The organism is Streptomyces sp. NPDC058257, assembly GCF_042881845.1.
Taxonomy (GTDB): domain Bacteria; phylum Actinomycetota; class Actinomycetes; order Streptomycetales; family Streptomycetaceae; genus Streptomyces.
In genome coordinates this window covers 76,963-97,992 of record NZ_JBHVXJ010000025.1, presented here as the reverse complement: position 1 = coordinate 97,992, position 21,030 = coordinate 76,963, and the positions used below count along the sequence as shown (strand labels likewise).

At 69.9% G+C, this 21,030-nt stretch carries 16 protein-coding genes and 6 tRNA genes; 8 read left to right on the top strand and 14 right to left on the bottom strand.

Annotation, left to right across the window (positions count from 1 at the left end):
* Positions 1-55: 55 nt before the first annotated feature.
* From ACFVXC_RS37555 to ACFVXC_RS37545, 3 genes are all read right to left on the bottom strand, one after another.
* The gene (locus ACFVXC_RS37555; protein WP_389915113.1) at positions 56-424 is read right to left on the bottom strand and encodes a hypothetical protein; all 369 of its coding nucleotides are present in this window, start codon (positions 422-424) and stop codon (positions 56-58) included.
* A 91-nt stretch (positions 425-515) separates the two neighbouring features.
* Positions 516-589 (bottom strand) — tRNA-Met (locus tag ACFVXC_RS37550).
* 78 nt (positions 590-667) lie between these two features.
* Positions 668-1,891, bottom strand: a complete 1,224-nt coding sequence (locus ACFVXC_RS37545) for an alginate lyase family protein (protein WP_389915110.1) — start codon at positions 1,889-1,891, stop codon at positions 668-670.
* A gap of 390 nt (positions 1,892-2,281) precedes the next feature.
* Between ACFVXC_RS37545 and ACFVXC_RS37540 the strand changes: the two genes are divergently transcribed.
* Positions 2,282-2,989: a hypothetical protein gene (locus ACFVXC_RS37540; RefSeq protein ID WP_389915107.1), complete on the top strand. Its 708-nt coding sequence runs from the start codon at positions 2,282-2,284 to the stop codon at positions 2,987-2,989.
* A gap of 136 nt (positions 2,990-3,125) precedes the next feature.
* On the opposite strand, the gene ACFVXC_RS37535 is transcribed toward ACFVXC_RS37540, so the two are convergent.
* From ACFVXC_RS37535 to ACFVXC_RS37515, 5 genes are all read right to left on the bottom strand, one after another.
* Positions 3,126-3,201, bottom strand: a tRNA-Lys gene (locus ACFVXC_RS37535).
* 110 nt (positions 3,202-3,311) lie between these two features.
* Positions 3,312-4,835, bottom strand: coding sequence for an amino acid permease (locus tag ACFVXC_RS37530; protein WP_389915104.1), 1,524 nt, complete (start codon positions 4,833-4,835; stop codon positions 3,312-3,314).
* A 115-nt stretch (positions 4,836-4,950) separates the two neighbouring features.
* Positions 4,951-7,215, bottom strand: a complete 2,265-nt coding sequence (locus ACFVXC_RS37525) for a DEAD/DEAH box helicase (protein ID WP_389915101.1) — start codon at positions 7,213-7,215, stop codon at positions 4,951-4,953.
* A 309-nt stretch (positions 7,216-7,524) separates the two neighbouring features.
* Positions 7,525-8,100 (bottom strand): hypothetical protein, encoded by a 576-nt coding sequence (locus tag ACFVXC_RS37520; RefSeq protein ID WP_389915098.1) that lies wholly within the window; start codon positions 8,098-8,100, stop codon positions 7,525-7,527.
* An 89-nt stretch (positions 8,101-8,189) separates the two neighbouring features.
* The gene (locus ACFVXC_RS37515; protein WP_389915095.1) at positions 8,190-8,540 is read right to left on the bottom strand and encodes a metallopeptidase family protein; all 351 of its coding nucleotides are present in this window, start codon (positions 8,538-8,540) and stop codon (positions 8,190-8,192) included.
* Positions 8,541-8,599: 59 nt separating this feature from the next.
* Between ACFVXC_RS37515 and ACFVXC_RS37510 the strand changes: the two genes are divergently transcribed.
* The 4 genes from ACFVXC_RS37510 (at position 8,600) to ACFVXC_RS37495 (ending at position 10,512) form a co-directional block, all read left to right on the top strand.
* Positions 8,600-10,150: a metallophosphoesterase gene (locus ACFVXC_RS37510; RefSeq protein ID WP_389915092.1), complete on the top strand. Its 1,551-nt coding sequence runs from the start codon at positions 8,600-8,602 to the stop codon at positions 10,148-10,150.
* A 79-nt stretch (positions 10,151-10,229) separates the two neighbouring features.
* Positions 10,230-10,302: transfer RNA gene (locus ACFVXC_RS37505), tRNA-Glu, on the top strand.
* A 39-nt stretch (positions 10,303-10,341) separates the two neighbouring features.
* Positions 10,342-10,416 (top strand) — tRNA-Asp (locus tag ACFVXC_RS37500).
* 22 nt (positions 10,417-10,438) lie between these two features.
* Positions 10,439-10,512, top strand: a tRNA-Phe gene (locus ACFVXC_RS37495).
* 98 nt (positions 10,513-10,610) lie between these two features.
* On the opposite strand, the gene ACFVXC_RS37490 is transcribed toward ACFVXC_RS37495, so the two are convergent.
* The 4 genes from ACFVXC_RS37490 to ACFVXC_RS37475 form a co-directional block, all read right to left on the bottom strand.
* On the bottom strand, positions 10,611-11,732 hold the full coding sequence (locus ACFVXC_RS37490; RefSeq protein ID WP_389915089.1) for an ABC transporter permease: 1,122 nt from the start codon (positions 11,730-11,732) through the stop codon (positions 10,611-10,613).
* Positions 11,733-11,829: 97 nt separating this feature from the next.
* Entirely contained in the window at positions 11,830-12,678 is an 849-nt protein-coding gene (locus ACFVXC_RS37485; protein ID WP_389915086.1) for a cytochrome c biogenesis CcdA family protein, read from the bottom strand.
* Positions 12,675-13,508, bottom strand: a complete 834-nt coding sequence (locus ACFVXC_RS37480; protein WP_389915084.1) for a DsbA family protein — start codon at positions 13,506-13,508, stop codon at positions 12,675-12,677. The genes ACFVXC_RS37485 and ACFVXC_RS37480 overlap by 4 nt, the downstream gene beginning before the upstream one ends.
* A gap of 83 nt (positions 13,509-13,591) precedes the next feature.
* Entirely contained in the window at positions 13,592-13,966 is a 375-nt protein-coding gene (locus tag ACFVXC_RS37475) for a hypothetical protein (RefSeq protein ID WP_389915081.1), read from the bottom strand.
* An 83-nt stretch (positions 13,967-14,049) separates the two neighbouring features.
* Between ACFVXC_RS37475 and hrpA the strand changes: the two genes are divergently transcribed.
* The 3 genes from hrpA to ACFVXC_RS37460 all read left to right on the top strand — a co-directional run bounded on the left by hrpA (position 14,050) and on the right by ACFVXC_RS37460 (position 18,775).
* The gene (gene hrpA / locus ACFVXC_RS37470) at positions 14,050-18,036 is read left to right on the top strand and encodes an ATP-dependent RNA helicase HrpA (protein ID WP_389915078.1); all 3,987 of its coding nucleotides are present in this window, start codon (positions 14,050-14,052) and stop codon (positions 18,034-18,036) included.
* A 95-nt stretch (positions 18,037-18,131) separates the two neighbouring features.
* Positions 18,132-18,206: transfer RNA gene (locus ACFVXC_RS37465), tRNA-Asp, on the top strand.
* A 359-nt stretch (positions 18,207-18,565) separates the two neighbouring features.
* A complete protein-coding gene (locus tag ACFVXC_RS37460; protein WP_389915075.1) occupies positions 18,566-18,775 on the top strand; it encodes a DUF6274 family protein in 210 nt (69 codons plus the stop codon).
* Between the two features lie 580 nt (positions 18,776-19,355).
* Here ACFVXC_RS37460 and bldC read toward each other — a convergent pair.
* A complete protein-coding gene (bldC, locus tag ACFVXC_RS37455) occupies positions 19,356-19,562 on the bottom strand; it encodes a developmental transcriptional regulator BldC (RefSeq protein WP_003949541.1) in 207 nt (68 codons plus the stop codon).
* A gap of 500 nt (positions 19,563-20,062) precedes the next feature.
* Positions 20,063-20,962, bottom strand: coding sequence for a hypothetical protein (locus ACFVXC_RS37450; protein ID WP_389915073.1), 900 nt, complete (start codon positions 20,960-20,962; stop codon positions 20,063-20,065).
* Positions 20,963-21,030 lie beyond the last annotated feature (68 nt).

Genomic DNA, 21,030 nt, shown 5'->3' with positions numbered 1-21,030 from the left:
ATGCCCTTCGGGCTCTCGGGTACTCGGTACGGGGGACGCGCGCACTGCGCACCCGTCAGTTCCGGTCCACCCCGATGGCGACGAGAAGCCGCTGCCCCGCGAGCGGCGGCCCGGCCCGCGTCCGCGCGCACTCCGCCCGTCCGCTCGCCCCGCCGCTCTGCCACCCGCTCCACCGCACGAACGGCCACGCCGCCGTCCGTCCGCCGCTCCCGCGCTCGCCCCGCTTCCGCTCGGCCGACGCCCCAGCGGCCTGCCGCCCGGCACCCGCGTGCTCGGCGTGCCCCGCTCCCGGACAGACGTGGTGGGCCGGAGCGACCACGCTGGTTCCCGCAGGGGCGAGACCGTGGGGGCCGTGGCACGCGCCGACGAACAGCGCACAGGCGGCGAGCAGCACCACCGACAGCACGATTCGCAGACGACTCATAGTGACCATGAAACTACGCACCGCACGCACACTTACGCAAAAAACACCGAAGGCCCGGATCCAGTAATGGATCCGGGCCTTCGGTCTTTAGTAGCGGGGACAGGATTTGAACCTGCGACCTCTGGGTTATGAGCCCAGCGAGCTACCGAGCTGCTCCACCCCGCGCCGTTGAATGCAACTCTACGCCATCGGGGGCGGTGAAAGCGAACCGGCTGAGAACCACCGGCGAACGGAGCCCACCGCTCACGCGTTCTCGGCATGCGTCAGCGTCTCCCAGGCCACGAACAGATCGTCCGTCCCCTCGGGCCGCCCCTTCCGCGTGAGCTTCTCCGTCTCCGGCAGGTCAAGCTTCAGCCGGTCCCGCAGGTGGTTGAGGCCGACCTCGGTGTCGGGCCCCATGTCGCGCTGCACCTTGCCGCCGCACAGCCACTGGGGTGCCTTGGCGCCCAGCTGGTACTTGGAGTGGAACTCAAAGGCGGCCCGCAGCCGCTCCTTGACCTCGCCGTACAGGTCCACGCCCTGGTGCCAGGCGGTCTCGGCGATGTGCGCGGTGGCCGCGAGCGAGTAGCTGGCGTGCTTGAAGTTGCGGCAGGTCTCCTGGGAGAGCCCGTCGGCGAAGGTCTGCTGCCCGAACCAGTACTTCTGGAGCTTCTCCGGAGTGTTGATGCCACTGCCCGCGGGCGAGACGGGCAGCGGTCCGTCCGACTTCAGATAGAAGTAGGCGGGCACGCGGGCCCTGAAGTGCGTCACCGCCTTCTCGAAGGACTCGTGGTCGTTGAGGAAGACGGCCATACTGATGGTCGCGTCGGCCATCAGGAGATCCCAGTTGCCGTTGAAATCGGCCGCTCCGTCGCGCACTTGCGGCAGATAGGCGTTGCGCAGCATCCGCTCGAAGCGCAGGAGTTCGCCGTCGCTCCAGCCGTCGTAGGTGTAGCGCACGGCCTCGGCGGCGCGTGCCCACGATGAGGCGGCCCAGGCCGTCTGGAGGCCCGCGTTGGCCTCCGTGTGCCGGGTGATCACCTCCGACCAGGCGTCCATGATCTGCACGGCCTTCTTCGCGTGCGCGCGCTCGCCGGTGATGTTCCAGAGGAGGGCCTGGGTGTACGCGGCGATGGCGTCCTCGCGCTCCTCCACGCAGCCCTGTCCGGGGCGGGTGTCGGGCGGGCACTCGACGACGGCGTACGGCTTGGCCTTGTAGTCGGCGGCGCCGTACTTACTGTCCCGCATCCGCTCGAACGCCGTCAGCCAGGGCTGCTCGCGCGCCTCGACGTGGGCGCGCACGCGCTTCAGCTGCGCCTCGCTGACGAGCACGCCGGGGTGCTCGAAGCCCTGCTCGGCGGGCCGCGCCCGCTCGGTCGCCCCGTCACTGCCGCCCCCGGGCCCTCCGCAGGCCGCCGAGACCCCGACCAGCAGCGGCACGAGCGCCAACACGAGAGCCCGTCGTACGGAACCCATTCGGGAACCCATGCTGCACCTCCGGATCGGCCACGTGGCAGGCCCAGCGTCACCCGGGGGGCGCGGGGGCGCAGGCGCGGCGGGGCCGTTCGGGCGAGGGGCCGCCGGGTGACGTACCGGTCGACCACGCGGCGCGGGCCCTGCCCCCGCCGCACTGAGCGCCACTCGCCCGAACCCGCCCGCTTCACGCGACGGCCCCGGGTCAGAAGCTGTCTCACCCGGTCCCGAGCCGCGGACCGTGCGGGTCCTCGGCAACTGGGGCCGGGCACCCAACGCCGCTTCGTGCAAGCGTGGTTGCTGAGACAGAACGCGGACATTCCCAGGACCACTTGAGGATCAAGGCGGCCCTAATGTCGAGGTGTCAGCAGGAGACACCGCCACCGACAGCCCCTGGAGAACCTCATGCGCTCGCGTCGTACCGCCCGGTCCACCCGCCTCATCCTGGCTGCGGCGGCCGTGACGGCTCTCGCCGCCACCGCCACCGCGTGCGGCCCCGACGACACCGCGAGCGCCGACACCTCCACGGCCTCCTCCACCGCCGACAGCGGCAAGACCGAGAGCCCCGCCAAGGACAGCTCGTCCAGCGGCTCCGACGCAGACGCCGGCTCCGGCTCCGGCTCTGGCTCTGGCTCTGGCTCTGGCTCCAGCGACGCCAAGGACAAGACCGGCTCCGGGACCGGCGACGACAAGAAGGGCGGCTACGGACAGGCCTGCGGCACCAACGACGTGACCTTCACGCTCACCGAGGAATCCCAGGCCGGCGGCTACTACCTCGTCGCCGCCAAGGCCAAGTCCGGCATCAGCTGCTACCTGGACGTCAACACCCCCAGCGTGTCCTTCGGCTCGGGCGCCGAAGGCGCCGCCTCCCCGGTCGGGCAGGGCGGCGAAGACCCCATCGAGCTCACCGGATCCGCCGTCGCCTACACCGGCATCAGCCCCAAGACCACCAAGAGTGACGGCGGCATCCAGTTCGAGAGCGTCATCGTCTCCCTCACCGACGACGACCCCAACCCGGCCGAACTCAAGCTCCCCGAGCCCGCCGACGTCGACAAGCCCATCGTCACCAACTGGTCCACCGACCGCGGCGAGACCGTCCCCGTCATCGCCTGATCAACCAGCCCATCGAACGCTTTCGCTCGGGCCAGGAGAGGGCCAGCAGCGGGCCGACAGCGGGCCAGCACATGATCACCAGGAACGGGTCGGGCCCTGACCTGCGGCTAAAGCCGCAGGTCAGGGCCCGATTTTCTGGTAGACCGTGTGGGACTCGAACCCACAACCAATGGATTAAAAGTCCACTGCTCTGCCAATTGAGCTAACGGTCCGTGCGGACGCACCCCCCGAGCATAGCCGGACAGGCCGCGCCGTCCGATCGGGTATCGCCTCCCTGGCCCGTCGCGGGTTCCGCGACGGGCCGCTGACGGCCTCGGCGCCGTCAGGGATCGGTCGGTTCCGGGGCCCCGCGCCGGGCCGCCTCGCGGGCCGCCGTGCGCTCGTGGTCCGGGTTGAGGAACCAGTGCCTGGCCGACGCGAGCCACCAGGTCGCGGCGAAGCCGAGGACGGCCAGGACCGCGATCGGGGCGTAGTTGAAGGTCTTCCAGGTGATCGGCGAGACCTGCGGCAGCATGAAGAGGACCGTGATCACGCCGACCCAGGCCACCGCCACGATGCCGATCGGACGTGACCAGCGGCCCAAGTGCCACGGCCCGCGATCGAATTCCTCACCCTTGCGGAGCCGGAGCAGGGTCGGGATGACGTAGGCGATGTAGAGGCCGATGACGGCGATGGACGTCACCGCCGCGTACGCCGTGACGTTGATCAGGTAGGGCAGGCCGAGGACGAGCGCGCCGATGGCCGCGAGCCAGACCGCCGCGACGGGTGTGCGCGTACGCGGGTTGACCGAGTGCCAGACGTGCGAGAACGGCAGCGCTCCGTCCCGCGAGAAGGCGTAGATCATCCGGGAGTTGGCGGTCACGGACGCCATGCCGCAGAACAGCTGTGCGCCGATGACGACGAGGAGGAGCAGCTTGCCCGTGGTCGCGCCGAGCGCGTCGAGGAGGATCTGGGCGGGTGGCGCCCCCGTCGCCGATGCGCGGGCGCCGTCGTACGACTGGATGGCGAAGGTGAAGCCCAGGAGCAGTACGAAGCCTGCGATCCAGGACGTCCAGATGGAGCGGACGATGCCCTTGGGCCCGGCGGTGGACGCGTCGTGCGTCTCCTCGGTCATGTGCGCGGAGGCGTCGTAGCCGGTGAAGGTGTACTGGGCCATCAGCAGCCCGATGAGGGCCACGTACAGCCCGCTGCCCCACCCCGTGTTGTTCACGAACTCGGTGAAGACGAAGGACGCCGACTGGTGCGAGTCCGGTGAGAAGGCGAGCGCGCCGACGATGACGGCGACCCCGAAGACGTGCCACCAGACGCTGACGCTGTTCAGCAGCCCGACGATGCGCACGCCGAAGGTGTTGAGCAGGCCGTGCAGTACGAGGATCGCGGCGAAGAGCAGGATCGTACGGCCCTCGGTGATCTGGAAGTCGAACTGCAGATTCAGGTAGGCGCCCAGGAACGAGGCCGCGCCGAAGTCGATCCCGGCGGTGACGGCGACCTGCCCGAGCACGTTGAACCACCCCGTGAACCACGCCCAGGCGGCGGCGCTCCGCGAGGGCGCGAGGCGGTGCGCCCAGAAGTAGAGCCCGGCCGATGTCGGGTAGGCGGAACAGATCTCCGCCATCGCGAGCCCGACGAACAGCGTCATGAGGCCGACCCCGACCCAGCCCCAGGTGATCAGGGCGGGGCCGCCGGTGTTCATGCCGAACAGGTACATGGTGAGGCAGCCGGACAGGACCGAGATGATCGTGAACGAGACCGCGTAGTTGGAGAACGCGGACATGCGGCGGGCCAGGACCTGGGTGTAGCCGAGCTGGGCGAGGCGTTCCTCGTCGGAGCCTGGTGGTGGTTTCATGCACGAGCGTTGCCCACGGCAGGGACATGACACACGTCACGTTTGGCATACGACAGCGGGCCCGCCCCCGAAGGGACGGGCCCGCTGCCTCAGTTCACTCGCTCAAGCGTCAGCGTCAGCTGTTGCGCTTCCAGCGCGGCTTGTCGTCGCGGCGGCCGAAGGAGCCGGTGCCGGTGCCGGAGCGGTCGCGGTTGAACGCCGGGCGGTCGTGGCCGCCGGAGCGGGCGCCACCGGCGGGACGGTCGTCACGACGGTCACGGTTGAACGGACGGTCGCTGCCGCGGTGGGCGCCGGAGGGACGGTCGTCGCGACGGAAGCCGGAGCCGCCACCACGGTTGTCGTCACGACGCTCGCCGCCACGGAAGCCGCCACCCGAGGGACGGTCGCCGCCGCGGAAGCCGGAGCCACCGCCACGGTTGTCGTCACGACGCTCGCCCCCACGGAAGCCGCCACCCGAGGGACGGTCGCCGCCGCGGAAGCCGGAGCCGCCACCGCGGTTGTCGTCACGACGGTCGCGGTTGAAGCCGCCGCGGTCGCCGCCCTCGCGACGGTCGCCGCCACGGAAGCCGGAGCCACCGCCACGGTTGTCGTCACGACGCTCGAAGGAACGGCCACCGCGGTCGTCACGGCGCTCACGCTCGTAGTTGCCACGGTCGTCGCGCTGCGGACGGCGCTCCTCGCGGGCGGCGGCGACGGGCTGCTCCGGGACGGAGACAGCCGCCTCGACGACGGCCTCGGCGGCGGCGGTGGCCTCGGCGACCGCGGTCTCCGGGTCGTCGCCACGCTCGCGGGCGGCACGCGCGGTGAGGCGCGAGGCCTCCTCGCGCAGCTCGGTCGCGCGGCGGGTCGCGCGCTCCAGCTCCTTGGTGAGGTCCTTGACCTCACGCTCGGCCTGGGTCGCGGCGTTGCCCGCGGAGTCGGCCTGCACCTCGGTCATCGAACGGGCGCCGGTGATCTCGGCGACCTCCGGGTCGAAGGTGCCGCCGCCGTTGATGATGTGACGCCCGGCGTCGACGCCCGCGTCCTCCATCAGACGGAAGATCTGGCGGCGCTGGTGCGGCAGCGAGAGGGACACGACCGTGCCGGAGCGGCCCGCGCGAGCGGTACGCCCTGAACGGTGCAGGTAGTCCTTGTGGTCGCCGGCCGGGTCCACGTTCAGGACCAGGTCGATGCCGTCGACGTGGATGCCTCGGGCGGCGACGTCGGTGGCGACGAGCGCGTTGACGTAGCCCTTCTTGAAGTCCTCAAGAACGCGCGTACGAGCGCCCTGCGTCATGCCGCCGTGCAGCGCGTCGGCCTTCACACCGGACTCGCAGAGCTGCTCGGCGATGCGGTCGGCGCCCAGCTGGGTGCGGACGAAGATGATCGTGCGGCCCTTGCGCGCGGCGATGGCGGCCGTGACGGGCGCCTTGTCGCGGGGCTTCACGATCAGGATGTGGTGCGACATGGTCGTGACGTTGCCCTGGGCGCTGTCGACCTCGTGCGTCACCGGGTTGGTCAGGTAGCGCTTGACCAGCGAGGAGATCTCGTTCTCCATCGTGGCCGAGAACAGCATGCGCTGGCCGCCGGAGGGAACCTGGTCGAGCAGCTCGGTGACCTCGGGCAGGAAGCCCAGGTCGGACATCTGGTCGGCCTCGTCGAGCACCGCGATCTGGGTGTTCTCCAGCGAGCAGGCGCCGCGGCTGATGATGTCGCGCAGACGGCCCGGGGTGGCGACGAGGATGTCGACGCCGCGCTCGAGGGCGTAGATCTGGTTGCCCATGGACGTACCGCCGCAGACGACCTTCATCTTCAGGCCGAGCACGTCGCCGTACGGCTGGAGCGCGTCCGCGACCTGCATCGCGAGCTCACGGGTCGGGGTCAGGATGACGCCGCGGGGCTTCTTCTTCTCGGTGCGGCCCTCGGCGGCCAGCGTCGTGAGCATCGGCAGACCGAAGGAGAGGGTCTTGCCGGAGCCCGTACGGCCGCGGCCGAGGATGTCCTTGCCTGCCAGGGCGTCCGGGATGGTCGCGGCCTGGATCGGGAAGGGGGCGGTCACGCCGTTCTGGGCGAGCTTGCGGACGATGCCCTCGGGCAGACCGAGGTCACCGAAGGTGGGGCCGGTCTCGGTGTCTTCGTCGGCCGCTTCGGCCTTGGTGTCGGCCTCGTCGGCGTTGGTGTCGGCCTCGTCGGCGTTGGTGTCGGCCTCGTCGGCCTTGGTGTCGGCCTTGACGGCCTCCGCAGCAGCCTCGGTCTCGACTACGACCTGCTCGGCGGCTTCCACGACGTCTGCGGCCTGGACGGTCTCGACTGCCTCGACGGTGGGCTCGACCGTCAGCTCGTCGGTGTCGGTCGTCTCGTTCTCGGGCAGGACGGCGTGGTCAGAATGAGAAATGGACATGCGAAATGCGAAACCTTCCGGAGTCTCGGCACGCGCCCGTCAACTCCGTGATTTCGCAATGGACCGCCTCTATGCGGTCAGCCACGGCAAGGGAGAGTACGCGCCACGCGGCGCTCTTCTTTTTCGGCGCCGGGCAAATGGGATCAAACGATCTACCACCATACGCACCCAACCCCCCGGAAGGCAAACCACACCCTCCAGGGCACCTTGGGTTCCGCACCCCGCAGCTCGTCTCACCTGCGACGAAGCGGGTTTCGGACTGGGGCCGGACCGTTCTCTGCAAGGGAGTGTTCCCAGTCCTGCCGGGTCTTAAGCGGGCCCGGCCTGCGGTGAAGGCTCCCGCGCCCTGAGTTCGCGCGACCGCTCCCCCAGCTGCGCCCCCGGGTTCGGCTCCTCGTGCGCCGACGACGAGGGCTCCGGAGTGGGCTCGGGAGTCGGGGTCGGCTTCGGGGGATCGGGCGTCGGCGTGGGGCGCGGCGGGTCGGGCCTGGTCCGCGTGGGCGAGGGCCGCCCGCCCTTCGTCGGCGGGGCCGGGTCGCCGCCGCCGGACGCGGACGCCGAGGCCTGTGAGGCATCGGAACCGGACTCGCCCGAGTCGTCCGACCGCCCCTTGCCCTTCCCTCCGCCCTTGCCTCCGCCCTTGCCCTTGCTCTTGCCGTGCTTGCCACCCTTGGCGTCGCCGTGGTTGGCGTCGCCGCCGGCGGCCGATTCGCCGCCCGCGGTGCCACCGCGGCCGTCCGGGGCGGCTGCCGCGCTGCGCCCGCCGGGGGAGTGCGCGGGGCCGGGGCCGCCGCCCCCGTCGTCACCGACGCTCATGCAGCCCGCGGTCGCCAGGACGGCCACGGCCGCCGCGGTCCACCGGACAGGAACGTACAACTGGCGCACGGCCGAGCACCTCCGAGGCGCTGAGAAGCGGGGACGTACTACCCAACTCCCTTGCCGTGCAAGAGGACACGCACCGTGACGCCCGACCGTCAGCCGTATCCCAGGGCGTGCAGGCGCTCGTCGTCGATCCCGAAGTGATGTGCGACTTCGTGCACCACCGTGATCTCGGTCTCCGCGACGACCTCCTCGCGCGAGGCGCACATGCGCAGCGTCGGCCCCCGGTAGACCGTGATCCGGTCGGGCAGCACGCCCGCGTACCACTCGCCCCGGTCCGTCAGCGGAGTCCCTTCATAGAGCCCGAGCAGCTCGGGATCCTCGGCGGGAGGTTCGTCCTCCACGAACACCGCCACGTTGTCCATCAACCGCGTCAACTCGGGAGGAATCCGGTCGAGCGCCTCGGCGACCAGTTCCTCGAACTCTTCCCGCGTCATCTCCAGCACACCCCCATTGTCGGCCACCGCCCCGCATAGCCGCCTCTCCCCCTGGGCATACCGGACCAATGGCCCGCGACTTCCGTGCGCTCGCCGCCCTCGTACGCCACTATCGATCCCGCCACCCCCACCCGGTCGGCGAGCTCGTCAGCCCTCCCCATCCGTACGGCCGCGCCGCGGGCCTGGTCGCGGTCGTCCTGTTCGGCGCCTGGCTCGGCCTCCTGATCGTGGGCAGCGTGCACGCGCCGGTCGGCCCGATGGACACCCGGATGACGCTGCGCCCCTCGCTCACCGGCGGCACGAAGATCAACGTCTCGCCGCTCGGCGACCTCGAACTGCGCTCGCACATCGCCCCCATCCGCCTCGACGTGGACGTGAACCGCCTGGACCCGGTCCGCTCCCAGGCCCTGGTCGACCACCCCGAGCGGCTCTCCGGCCTCCAGGACGAGGTGGCCAAGGACGTCGGACACGGCACGCTCGACCTGGCCGTACGCTCCTGCGCGGCCGTCGTCGCGGGCGCCACGGGCCTTGGCCTCGCGGTCTACCGGCGTCCGCGCCGGGCCATGGCGGCGGGCGGACTCGCCCTGGCGCTGCTCGCCGCGTCGGGCGCGGCGGCGTACGCGACGTGGAACCCCAAGTCGGTCCTCGAACCGAAGTTCTCCGGCCTCCTCAGCAGCGCGCCGTCGGTGGTCGGCAACGCCCGCAACATCGTCAGCGAATTCGACGTGTACCAGCAGGAACTGGCGCGCCTTGTCACCAACGTGACGAAGCTGTACGACGTGACGTCGACGCTTCCCGCGTACCAGCCGGACCCGTCCACGATCCGCGTCCTGCACGTCTCTGACATCCACCTCAATCCGGCGAGCTGGAAGATCATCGCCTCGCTCGTCGAGCAGTACGACATCAACGCCATCGTCGATTCCGGCGACACGATGGACCACGGCAGCGCGGCCGAGAACGCGTTCCTCGACCCGATCGAGGACCTGGGCGCCCCGTACGTCTGGGTCCGGGGCAACCACGACTCGGCCACCACCCAGCGCTATCTGCAGCGGATGCGGAACGTCCACGTCCTGGACGAGGGCAGTGCGGTGTCGGTCGCGGGGCTGCGGTTCGCGGGGACGGGCGATCCGCAGTACACCCCGGACCGCTCGGTGCGGGCGGAGGGCGAACCCGTCGAGAAGATGGCGGGCATCCGGCTCGCCTCCGCCCTGCGCGACCAGCAGGCGGCCGGTACTCCCGTCGACATCGCCGTCGCCCACAACCCGGACGCGGCGCGGGAGACCGACGGCGAGGTGCCGCTGGTCCTCGCCGGGCATGTGCACCACCAGGAGATGGAGGTCATGAAGCGGGGTACGCGGCTGCGGGTCGAGGGGTCCACGGGAGGGAGCGGACTGCGCGCGGTGGAGGGCAAGTACCCCGACCCGGTCGAGGCGTCCGTCCTCTACCTGGACCGGGACACCCGGCGCCTCCAGGCGTGGGACGAGATCAAACTGGGCGGCCTCGGACTGACGAAGGCGGAGGTCAGCCGCCATCTGCCGGAGGAGAACCAGCCCGGCGCGACGCCCTCGCCGGCCCCTCCGAGCCGGTCATCGGGGAGCGGTACCCCGACCCCCGGATAACCGTTTTGGCGATAGCTCCCCGCATCCCATATGCTTCTCACGTCCCCGACGCGCTGCAAAGCGCCCAGGTGGGCCCTTAGCCCTCATCGTCTAGTGGCCCAGGACGCCGCCCTTTCAAGGCGGTAGCACGGGTTCGAATCCCGTTGGGGGCACGCAACACCTTGTGCGAGACTAGTGCTCGCACAATGCTTGGTCCTGTGGAGCAGTTTGGAGTGCTCGCCACCCTGTCAAGGTGGAGGCCGCGGGTTCAAATCCCGTCAGGACCGCTTGCGATTCCTTGAATCGCGTGGCTGGGTAGCTCAGTTGGTACGAGCGATCGCCTGAAAAGCGATAGGTCGCCGGTTCGATCCCGGCCCCAGCCACCTCTCCGAAGGCCCCGTCCCACTGGACGGGGCCTTCGCCGTTCCCCATGCGCCTGAAAGGCGATGGGCCGCCGGTTCGGTCACAGCGCGTCAGCCGCTCACCCCGCCGCCGGAACCGCCGCGTGCGCCGCCGCCTTCTCCCTGCCCCCGGGATGCCGGTGGCGCCATACCCAGAACACCGCGCTCGCGAGCACCGCCCACCCCGCGAGCACCAGGAACGGAAACGCGTGCTGGTGGCCGCCGAAGTACACCGCCGTGTGCTGCGCGTTCACCGATGCCCCCGGTGGCAGCCAGCGGCCGATGTGGCCGAGCACCGAAGGCAGCAGCGGCCACGAGACCGCCCCGCCCGACGACGGGTTGCCGAGCAGCACCATCAGGCCCCACGTGGGAATCATCGCCCAGCGCCCGAACAACGTGTTGAACATCGAGAACACCATGCCCGACGTGAACATCGTCAGCGCCAGGATCAGCCACGACTCCACGAACGGCAGATCCACCGCCCCCAGCCACCAGTCCACCACCGCCGCGATCACGAACCCGCCGAGCAGCGCGTAGAGCACCGTGAAGCCGATCCGCTCCGCGGGATTGAGGCCCCGCGCGTGCACGCTCAGCTGGATCGCCCCGACGAAGCCGATGATCACCGCGGCCAGCGAGATGTAGAAGATCGCGAGCCCCCGCGGGTCACCCTCCTGGAGCGGCTTGATGTCCTTCACCGTCACCGGCACCCCGACCTTCTCGCCCACCTTCGGCGCGGTCTCCGCGAGCACCTGGGCGACCGACGCCCCGGAGGCCCCCGAGACATCGAAGGTCACCTTGCTGCCGGACTCCCCGCCGCCCGGGGACACCGCGAGGATCGCGAAGACCTTCTGCTCCTCCACGGCGTCACGCGCCGCGGCGACGCTGTCGTACTCGTGGATCTCAAGGGAAGCGTTCAGCGCCTTCTCCATGCCGCCGAGAAACGCCTTCCCCCGCGTCGCGTCCTGCGCCCCCACCACCGCCGTGGGAACGCGGTGCGGGGTCGGGTCCGCCATGGAGTACGTGTACGAGCCCGCGAAGAGCCCCGCCGCAGCGGCCAGGATGAACACCAGCACGATCGCCGGCAGGAACGGCGACTGCTTGAACGCCTGCCACCGCTCGCCCCGGGTGGGAGCCCGCCCGTGGGCGCCGTGCTGGTGCTCTTCGCGCTCGGGCCGGTCGGGCTCCTGCTGAGGGTGAGACATATAAGTACGCTAAACCACTCAAAGCGGACTCACCCTCGCTCACCCTCGCTCACCCTCACTCGGCTTCACTCAGCCCGCTCAGCCCGCTCAGCCCTTCTCAGCCCTTCTCAGCCTCCACAGGGCTACGCCCCCTCCGCCGCCACCCCCGCACCGCAAGCCCCACGCCCACCAGCGCCACCACCCCGACAAGGAGCACCGAGTCCGGCACGGCCCGGCCCACACCTCCCGCCCACCGCTCCACGGCGAACGAGTCATCGACATCGAGCAGCCCCGGCAGCGCGGTGGTCCCGTCGTACGCGAGGAAGAGCGCACCGAGAGCCACGAAGAAGAGGCCCGACAGGAGCGAGGTCGTGTGCAGTTCGAAGCGGCCGATCCAAAAGGCGCGCCCCCGCAGCCAGCGCCGCCGCCCGAGATCGAAGCGCTCCCAGAGCAGCGCGAGCACGAACAGCGGCACCGCCATCCCCAGCGCGTAGACGGCGAGCAGCAGCCCACCGTAGACAGGGCTGCCGCTCACCGCCGCCACGGTCAGCACACTCCCGAGGATCGGCCCCGCGCAGAAGCCCGCGAGCCCGTACACCGCCCCCAGCGCGTACACGGAGACCGCGGTCGTCGGCCGGATGCGCCCCGACAGCTCGGCCATCTTCCGCGAGGCGAACCCCATGCCCACGACCTGCAGCACCCCGAGCGCGATGATCAGCCACCCGGCGACGAGGACCAGCTGGTCCCGGTGCCCGAAGAAGAACCGCCCGGCGACCGAGCCCGCCGCGCCGAGCGGCACGAGGGTCGTCGCGAGACCGGCGTAGAAGATGCCGGTCCGGGCGAGCAGGCGCGAGGTCGAGTCGATCGAGTACGCGAAGAAGGCGGGGAGGAGCAGTGCGCTGCACGGGCTCACCAGGGCGAGAAGACCACCCAGGAAGGCCGCGAAGTACCCCACATCGGCGGTCACTTCTTCCCACCCTTGCCCGCGCTCCCAGCCGCCTGCTCGATCGCCTGGTCGAAGACCTCATCCGGCTGCGCACCGGAGATGGGCCGCCCGTTGACCAGGAAGGACGGGGTCGACGTGGCCCCCAGGCCGTACGCCTCCTCCTGGTCCTTCTTCACCGCCGCCTTGGCGCCGGCGCTTCCCGCGTCGTCCGAGAAGCGGCCGACGTCCTTGACCCCGGCCTCCTTCGCGAGCTCCTTCAGCCGCTCGCCCCCGAACCCCTTCTCCTTGGATCCCTGCGCGTACGCCGCCTCGTGGAACTGCCAGAAGCGCCCCTGCCGGCCGGCGGCCCACGCGCCCCGCGCGGCCGACTCGGAGTCCGCGCCGAAGATCGGGAAGTTGCGCCACTCGATGCGCAGGGTGCCCTCGTCGACGTACTTCTTCACCAGGCCGGGCTCGGTGTCGCGGGCGAACTTGCCGCAGTAGCCGCACTTGAAGTCGGCGTACTCGATGAGCACGACCGGCGCGTTCGCGCGCCCCTGCGCGAGCGGGTCCTTGGCGTCGCGCCTGGCGAGCTTGGCCAGCTCCGGGTAGACCCCGGCCTGCGGATCGGCGGAGACGTCGGCTGCGGGCTCCTCCTTCGCGGTGACAGAGGAGGGCTCGTCGGGCTTGGTGGCGCTGTAGGAGGCGGCGCCGAGCAGCAGGGCGGCGACGGCCACTCCGGCTCCGATGGCGACGTTCTTCTTGCCGGACTTGCTGGGCCTGCCGGACTTGCTGGACTTGCCGGGCGTGCTGGGCGTGCTGGGCGTGCTGGACTTGCCGGGTGTGCTGGGCGTGCTGGGCTTCTTGGACATGGCTGTGCGCTTCTCCTGTTGCGTACGTCGTTGATCAAGGGACCGCTGGCCGAGACAGCTGGAACAGCTGCGACAGGGGTCTCCTAGACGCGCAGAACGGAGAGTTCTATCGGCGACGGCGGCGCGAGCGCGGGTGGCGCGCGGCCCGGCGTGACGGCGAGCACGGCCTGGTCGGCGCCCCAGGTGCCGGTCGCCGCGTGGGCCTCGTACAGCGCGGGGAGCAGTTCATGTGCCGAACTGGGGCGCGGTGGCGCCGCCGGACGGCCCCCGTCGTCCCGCTGCCCGCCCTTGCCGCAGCCGGGCACGCTGTCGGCCTCGTGAACGGACGACGTCACCGCAGCTCGCGGCTGCTGCGCCGAGGCGGTGGACGCGATGGCGGCGGGCGCGCAGAACGCCCCGAGCACGACGAGCAGCACCCCGAGCAAGGGGCACCACGACAGACGCGCACGCGACAACATGCCCGGAATCGTACGTCCCTGGGCGCCCCGCCGGATAAATCGGTTCGCCACCTCCGAGCGGCGGGTGAGATCCTGGACGCCGTATGTCTACGCAGCCTGCCCTCACCCTCGACGCCCTCGCCCCCCGTCTGTCCGAGCTGTCGCTGCGCGACGAGCACCGGATCGGCCGCCGGCTCGAGGGTGCGCGCCGGATCCGCAAGCCCGATGCCCGGGCCACCGTCCTCGCCGAAATCGCGGCGGACGTGGACAAGGCAGCGGCGCGGATGGCCGAGCGGGGCAGCCGTCTGCCCAAGATCACGTATCCCGAACAGCTCCCGGTCAGCCAGAAGAAGGACGACATCGCCGAGGCGATCCGCGACCACCAGGTCGTGATCGTCGCGGGCGAGACGGGCTCCGGCAAGACGACGCAGATCCCCAAGATCTGCATGGAGCTCGGCCGCGGCCTGCGGGGCATGATCGGCCATACGCAGCCCCGCCGTATCGCGGCCCGCACGGTCGCCGAGCGCGTGGCCGACGAGCTGAACACCCCGCTCGGCGAGGCCGTCGGCTGGAAGGTCCGCTTCACGGACCAGGTGGGCGCCGACACGTACGTGAAGCTGATGACGGACGGCATCCTGCTGGCCGAGATCCAGACGGACCGCGAGCTGCGCGCGTACGACACGATCATCATCGACGAGGCCCACGAGCGGTCGCTGAACATCGACTTCCTGCTCGGGTATCTCGCCCAGCTCCTCCCCAAGCGCCCGGACCTGAAGGTCGTCATCACCTCGGCGACCATCGACCCCGAGCGGTTCTCCAGACACTTCGGGGACGCCCCGATCGTCGAGGTCAGCGGCCGTACGTATCCCGTCGAGGTGCGTTACCGCCCGCTCCTCGAAGAGGATTCGCAAGACAGTGACCGCGACCAGATCACCGCGATCACGGAGGCCGTCGAGGAGCTCCAGGGCGAGGGCAAGGGCGACATCCTCGTCTTCCTCTCCGGAGAGCGCGAGATCCGGGACACGGCGGACGCGCTGAACAAGAAGAACTACCGCTTCACCGAGGTTCTCCCGCTCTACGCACGCCTCTCGCACGCCGAGCAGCACCGCGTCTTCCAGCGGCCCGACGCAGGAACAGCAAGACGCGTCGTCCTCGCCACGAACGTCGCCGAGACGTCCCTGACCGTCCCGGGCATCAAGTACGTCATCGACCCGGGCACGGCCCGCATCTCCCGCTACAGCCACCGTACGAAGGTGCAGCGGCTGCCCATCGAGGCGATCAGCCAGGCCAGCGCCAACCAGCGCAAGGGCCGCTGCGGCCGTACGTCGGACGGCATCTGCATCCGCCTCTACTCGGAGGACGACTTCGTCTCCCGCGACGAGTTCACGGACGCGGAGATCCTGCGCACCAACCTCGCGTCGGTCATCCTCCAGATGACGGCGGCCGGGCTCGGCGAGATCGAGAAGTTCCCCTTCATCGACCCGCCGGACCACCGCAACATCCGCGACGGCGTGCAGCTCCTCCAGGAACTGGGCGCGCTCGACCCCACGCAGAAGGACCCGAAGAAGCGCCTCACCCCGCAGGGCCGCAAGCTGGCCCAGCTCCCGGTGGACCCGCGCCTGGCCCGCATGGTCCTGGAGGCCGACAAGAACGGCTGCGTGCGCGAGGTCATGGTGATCGCCGCCGCGCTCTCCATCCAGGACCCGCGCGAGCGCCCCGCCGAGAAGCAGACGCAGGCCGACCAGCAGCACGCGCGCTTCAAGGACGAGACCTCCGACTTCCTGGCCTACCTCAACATGTGGCGGTACATCCGCGAGCAGCAGAAGGAGCGCGGCTCGTCCTCGTTCCGCCGGATGTGCAAGTCGGAGTACCTGAACTTCCTGCGGATCCGCGAGTGGCAGGACATCTACACGCAGCTGCGTACGGTCGCCAAGCAGATGGGGATCAACCTCAACGAGGACGACGCCCCCGAGCAGCAGGTCCACATCTCGCTCCTGGCCGGACTCCTCTCCCACATCGGGATGAAGGACGTGAAGGAGTCGAAGGACAGCGATCCCAAGCAGCGCGGCGGGCGCAACGAATATCTGGGCGCCCGTAATGCCAAGTTCGCGGTCTTCCCCGGCTCGGCCCTCTTCAAGAAACCCCCGCGCTTCATCATGTCCGCCGAGCTGGTGGAGACGTCCCGGCTGTGGGCCCGCGTCAACGCGCGCATCGAGCCCGAGTGGGTCGAGCCGCTCGCCCAGCACCTCCTGAAGCGCACGTACAGCGAGCCCCACTGGGAGAAGGACCAGGCCGCGGTGATGGCGGTCGAGAAGGTGACGCTGTACGGCATCCCGCTCGTCACCGATCGCAAGGTGAACTACGGCCGCATCGACGCCGAGGTCTCCCGCGACCTGTTCATCCGCAACGCGCTCGTCGAGGGCGACTGGCGCACGCACCACAAGTTCTTCGCCGCCAACCGCCGCCTCCTGACCGAGGTGGAGGAGCTGGAGCACCGGGCTCGGCGCCGCGACATCCTCGTCGACGACGAGACGCTCTTCGACTTCTACGACCAGCGGGTGCCCCAGGACGTCGTCTCCGGGGCGCACTTCGACTCCTGGTGGAAGAAGAAGCACCGGGAAGAGCCCGAGCTGCTCGACTTCGAGCGCTCCATGCTCATCAACGAGCGTGCGGGGGACGTGTCGAAGGACGACTATCCCGATACGTGGCGGCAGGGGCCGCTCAAGTTCAAGGTGACGTACCAGTTCGAGCCGGGCGCGGACGCGGACGGCGTCACGGTCCACATCCCGCTCCAGGTCCTGAACCAGGTCACGGCGGACGGCTTCGACTGGCAGATCCCGGGTCTGCGCGAGGAGGTCGTGATCGAGCTGATCCGCTCCCTGCCCAAGCCGATCCGCCGGCACTACGTCCCCGCGCCCAACTACGCGAAGGCGTTCCTGGAGCGCGCGGTCCCGCTCCAGGAGCCGCTGCACGTGACGCTCGCCCGTGAGCTCCAGCGGATGGTGGGCGTACCCGTCTCGCCGGACGACTTCGATCTCTCGCGCGTACCGGACCACCTGAAGATCACGTTCCGGATCACCGACGAGCGGCGCAAGAACCTCTCCGAGGACAAGGACCTGGAGGCGCTCAAGCTCCAGCTCCGCCCGAAGGCGCGCAAGGCCCTCTCCCAGGCGGCTGCCGCCACGGCCGAGCGCAGTGGCGGCGCGGCCGTCGAACGCGCCGGGCTCACGGACTGGTCCATCGGCTCCCTCAGCCGCGTCTTCGAGACGCGCCGCGCGGGTCAGCCGGTGAAGGCGTATCCCGCCCTCGTGGACGACGGCTCCGCAGCGAACACCGTCTCCGTACGCCTCTTCGACACGGAGGCCGAGCAGCAGCAGGCGATGTGGAAGGGCACGCGCCGCCTCATTCTGCGCAACATCCCCGTGAATCCGGCCAAGTTCGCGTCGGACAAGCTGACCAACGCCCAGAAGATCGCCCTGTCCGCGAACCCGCACGGCTCCATCCAGGCGCTCTTCGCCGACTGCGCCATGGCCGCCGCGGACAAGCTCATCGGCGACTTCGGCGGTCCCGCCTGGGACGAGGAGTCGTACCGCAAGCTGTACGAGAAGGTGCGCGCCGAGATCGTCGACACGACGGTCCGCACGGTGAACCAGGTCCAGCAGGTCCTCGCCGCCTGGCAGGCCTGCGAGCGCCGCCTGAAGTCGACGAAGAGCCCGACGCTCCTGGCCAACCTCACGGACGTACGGGCGCAGTTGGACGCCCTCGTCGGCCCCGGCTTCGTCACGGCCACGGGGATCCGCCGCCTGGCGGACCTGATGCGCTACATGGTGGCCGCCGACCGGCGCCTCCAGCAGATGCCGACGAACGTCCAGCGGGACACGTCACGCATGGAGAAGGTCCACGAGATGCAGGACGAGTACGCCTGGCTCCTGGAACAGCTCCCGCGGGGCCGCCCCGTCCCCCAGGAGGTCCTGGACATCCGCTGGATGCTGGAGGAGCTCCGCGTCAGCTACTTCGCCCACGCGCTGGGCACGGCGTACCCCGTCTCCGACAAGCGGATCGTGAAGGCGATCGACGCCGCCGCACCGTGATCACCCCGGCACCCTGGGTGAGTTCGACCGCCGGGCCTGCGCTGCTGTAGAGTCCTGTCTCGCAGCGCAACGCAGCAACCAGCGCCGCAAAGCAAGGTCCTGTGGAGCAGTTTGGAGTGCTCGCCACCCTGTCAAGGTGGAGGCCGCGGGTTCAAATCCCGTCAGGACCGCAGTAGGGAGAGGGCCCGCATCCGTCAAGGATGCGGGCCCTCTTCACGTGCACCATCACACCCCGCACCCCACGCCCCGCACCCCACCCCGTCGAGGCGGAGGCCGCGCCCGCGGCGCAGCCGCAATCAGACACAGCAAATCCCGTCAGGACCGCAGTAGGAAGAGGGCCCACATCCGACAAGGATGCGGGCCCTCTTCACGTGCACCATCACACCCCAGGACCGCAGCAGAAGAAGGGCCGTACTCGCTTGGCGAGTACGGCCCTTCTTGCGTGCGCACACCTTGACTGCGTCACATTCCGCCGGTACCTAGACATCAGGGAGCGGGGCGGGACCGGTTCCCCATCTGGAGGTGTCGCATGACGGCTTCGGCGGCGTCCGCACGGCACGAGACACGCGCTCTGCTGCGTGCCCACCTGTCCGCTGCGATGAGCTATCGGCACGCGACCCGGCACTGCCCGATCTGCCACCGGCTCGAACGCCTCGCCCTGGAGGCCCCTTCGGCCGCTCAAGGCGACTGCGAGGGCACCTCGGAGCCGGGCGAGGACGAAAGTCCCCCGAACGCGTGACCAAAGCCGACCCGCGACCCACTCCGGTGGTGGGAGGGTGAGGGGGAGGACGTCGGGCGCGCGGAACCAACTCCCCTGCGCGGACCGGGATCTCCTCTAGCTCAGAGGCATCGCGGGCAACAAGGCTCTCGTCGTGTGACGGGTGTCACCGAACTTGTTTTGGAAACCCTCGAACTTACACCCGTCTTACAACCAGTCAATTTAATATGTGCAATTGCACCGCCCCGCGGCCACCTCACGCGGCACCCGCCAGACGCCCGCCCGGGCGCCGCAAGGGCGACGGGAGTCGGCACGGCCTGCGGCGCCACAGCCTCCCCACAGCGCGGCACCAGCACCCCTCAGAGACCAACAAGCCCGCTCACAGCGGTGCTCACCAGGGCCCCTCTGGCGCACAAAAAAGATCGCGCTGGACCCGGCGGAGTCCAGCGCGATCGATGACGACTCACCCATGAGGCTCAGGCGTGGGACCCGTTGGGGCGGGACCCGCGTCGCGTGTAGCTAAAAGTCGGACGTTGCGGCTGGATTGGGGGACCCAGCAGCGGTCGTACTCTTCGTCCGGGTACTGCGGTTATGCGGCAAATCAGGCCTCGCTGCGCTGCTGCGGGATACCCGCGAGCAGTGCGCGAACCTCGGCCTCGCGGTAACGGCGATGGCCGCCGAGCGTGCGAATCGACGTGAGCTTGCCAGCCTTGGCCCAGCGCGTCACCGTCTTGGGGTCGACGCGGAACATCGTGGCAACCTCAGCCGGGGTCAGCAGCGGCTCGGCATCAGGGGTGCGAGCGGTCATGAGCGGCCTCCTCGGAGAACCGAACCTTCTCGGTTCATTCCTCTAAATTCTGCACCTTGACCCGCGTTGCCCGAAATGGCGGACGCGGGTCGAGTCGGTTATAGGACGAACGGCTTGTCTTCGGCACTACAACTACACCATCCGTCCAGCCACGTCGGCCAAACCGATGGAATTGCCCTCCCAGGTGTCTATCAGCGACGGAAGCCGATGGACCATGCCATAGCGGACAGTCACGCCACAGTGACGATCAGTCACAGAGTGATCAGGAGACAACAGACTTCCCATAGCGTGCAATACCGAGTAATCCGCCCTTACATGGACGGAAGGAGCCCTCCCCGGACTCCTTGTCCTATTTTGGCACGAGGAGGGGTGATGGGCGCAAGGGGGCAGTAAGTGCGGTCCGTCACGCTTGAGACAAAAGCCCGGATCAGGACCTACGTCCCGTGTAGGCGCCGCGTAGGAACGCCCCGTAGGGGTGACCTACGAACGCCCGGCTGACGTCAGTTCGAGAACTGGCGGTCCCGGACCGCCCTCCATCGCTCCATGAGCCTCGCATACGCCTCGCCGGCCCCCTCGCCGTCGCCGTCGCGCAGCGCCTCGATCCCCTCCGCCACATCCGCCGCCGAGTGGTCCTCGTCGAGCTGGTCCCCGGAGAGGGCGTGCACGAGCCCGCCGTAGTCGAGCTCGACCAGGGAGCGCGGATGGAACTCCTCCAGCCACCGGCCCACGTCCATGAGCCCGTCGACGAGCGGCCCCTCCTCGATCGTGTCCCGCAGCGTCCTGAGCCCGCGGGCCACCCGGCGCCGGGCCTGCACCATCGGCGTCCGGTAGCGCAGGACGGGCGCACGGGCCGCCACCTCGCCCTCCTCGCGCCCCTCGCGCCCCTCTTCGTACCCCTCGTATCCCTCGTACCCCTTCTCGAACTGACGCTCCTCGTCCGAGACGAGTACGAACCAGTTCAGCGGCACCTGCCATGTGGACGTACGGATCCAGGGCCGCGCGTCGGGGTTGCGGGCAAGCCATTGTTCGTAGTCCGCGGCCGTCTGGCGGCGCACCACCGGCGGCAGGGCCGCGTCGAGGACCGGCGGGGGCAGCTGCCCGGCCGCCAGGTCCCCCAGGGCCTGCCAGCCGCGGAGCCGGGTGCGCCAGGGGCAGACGCACACCACCCCGTCGGCCTCCACCACGAACGCGTCGCTGCTCTCGTGCACCGGTACCGGGACCGGCGGCGTGGGCAGCAAATCGGCCAGGGAGCGGCGGAGTTCGTCCTGGTACGAGGGGCGGTCGGCGCGGCGCGCGTACTGCGCCCAGTGGCCGCGCTCGGGCTCCGGGAAGGCTGCGAGAGGCTCATAAACACGCAAGTAGGACGCGTACGGGACGATCAACGAAGAGACCTTGGGCACGGCTGCTCCCTCCCCCGCGTACCGGCTGGAAAACACTGCAAATCGTGCCATGGCCGAACTCCACCGTG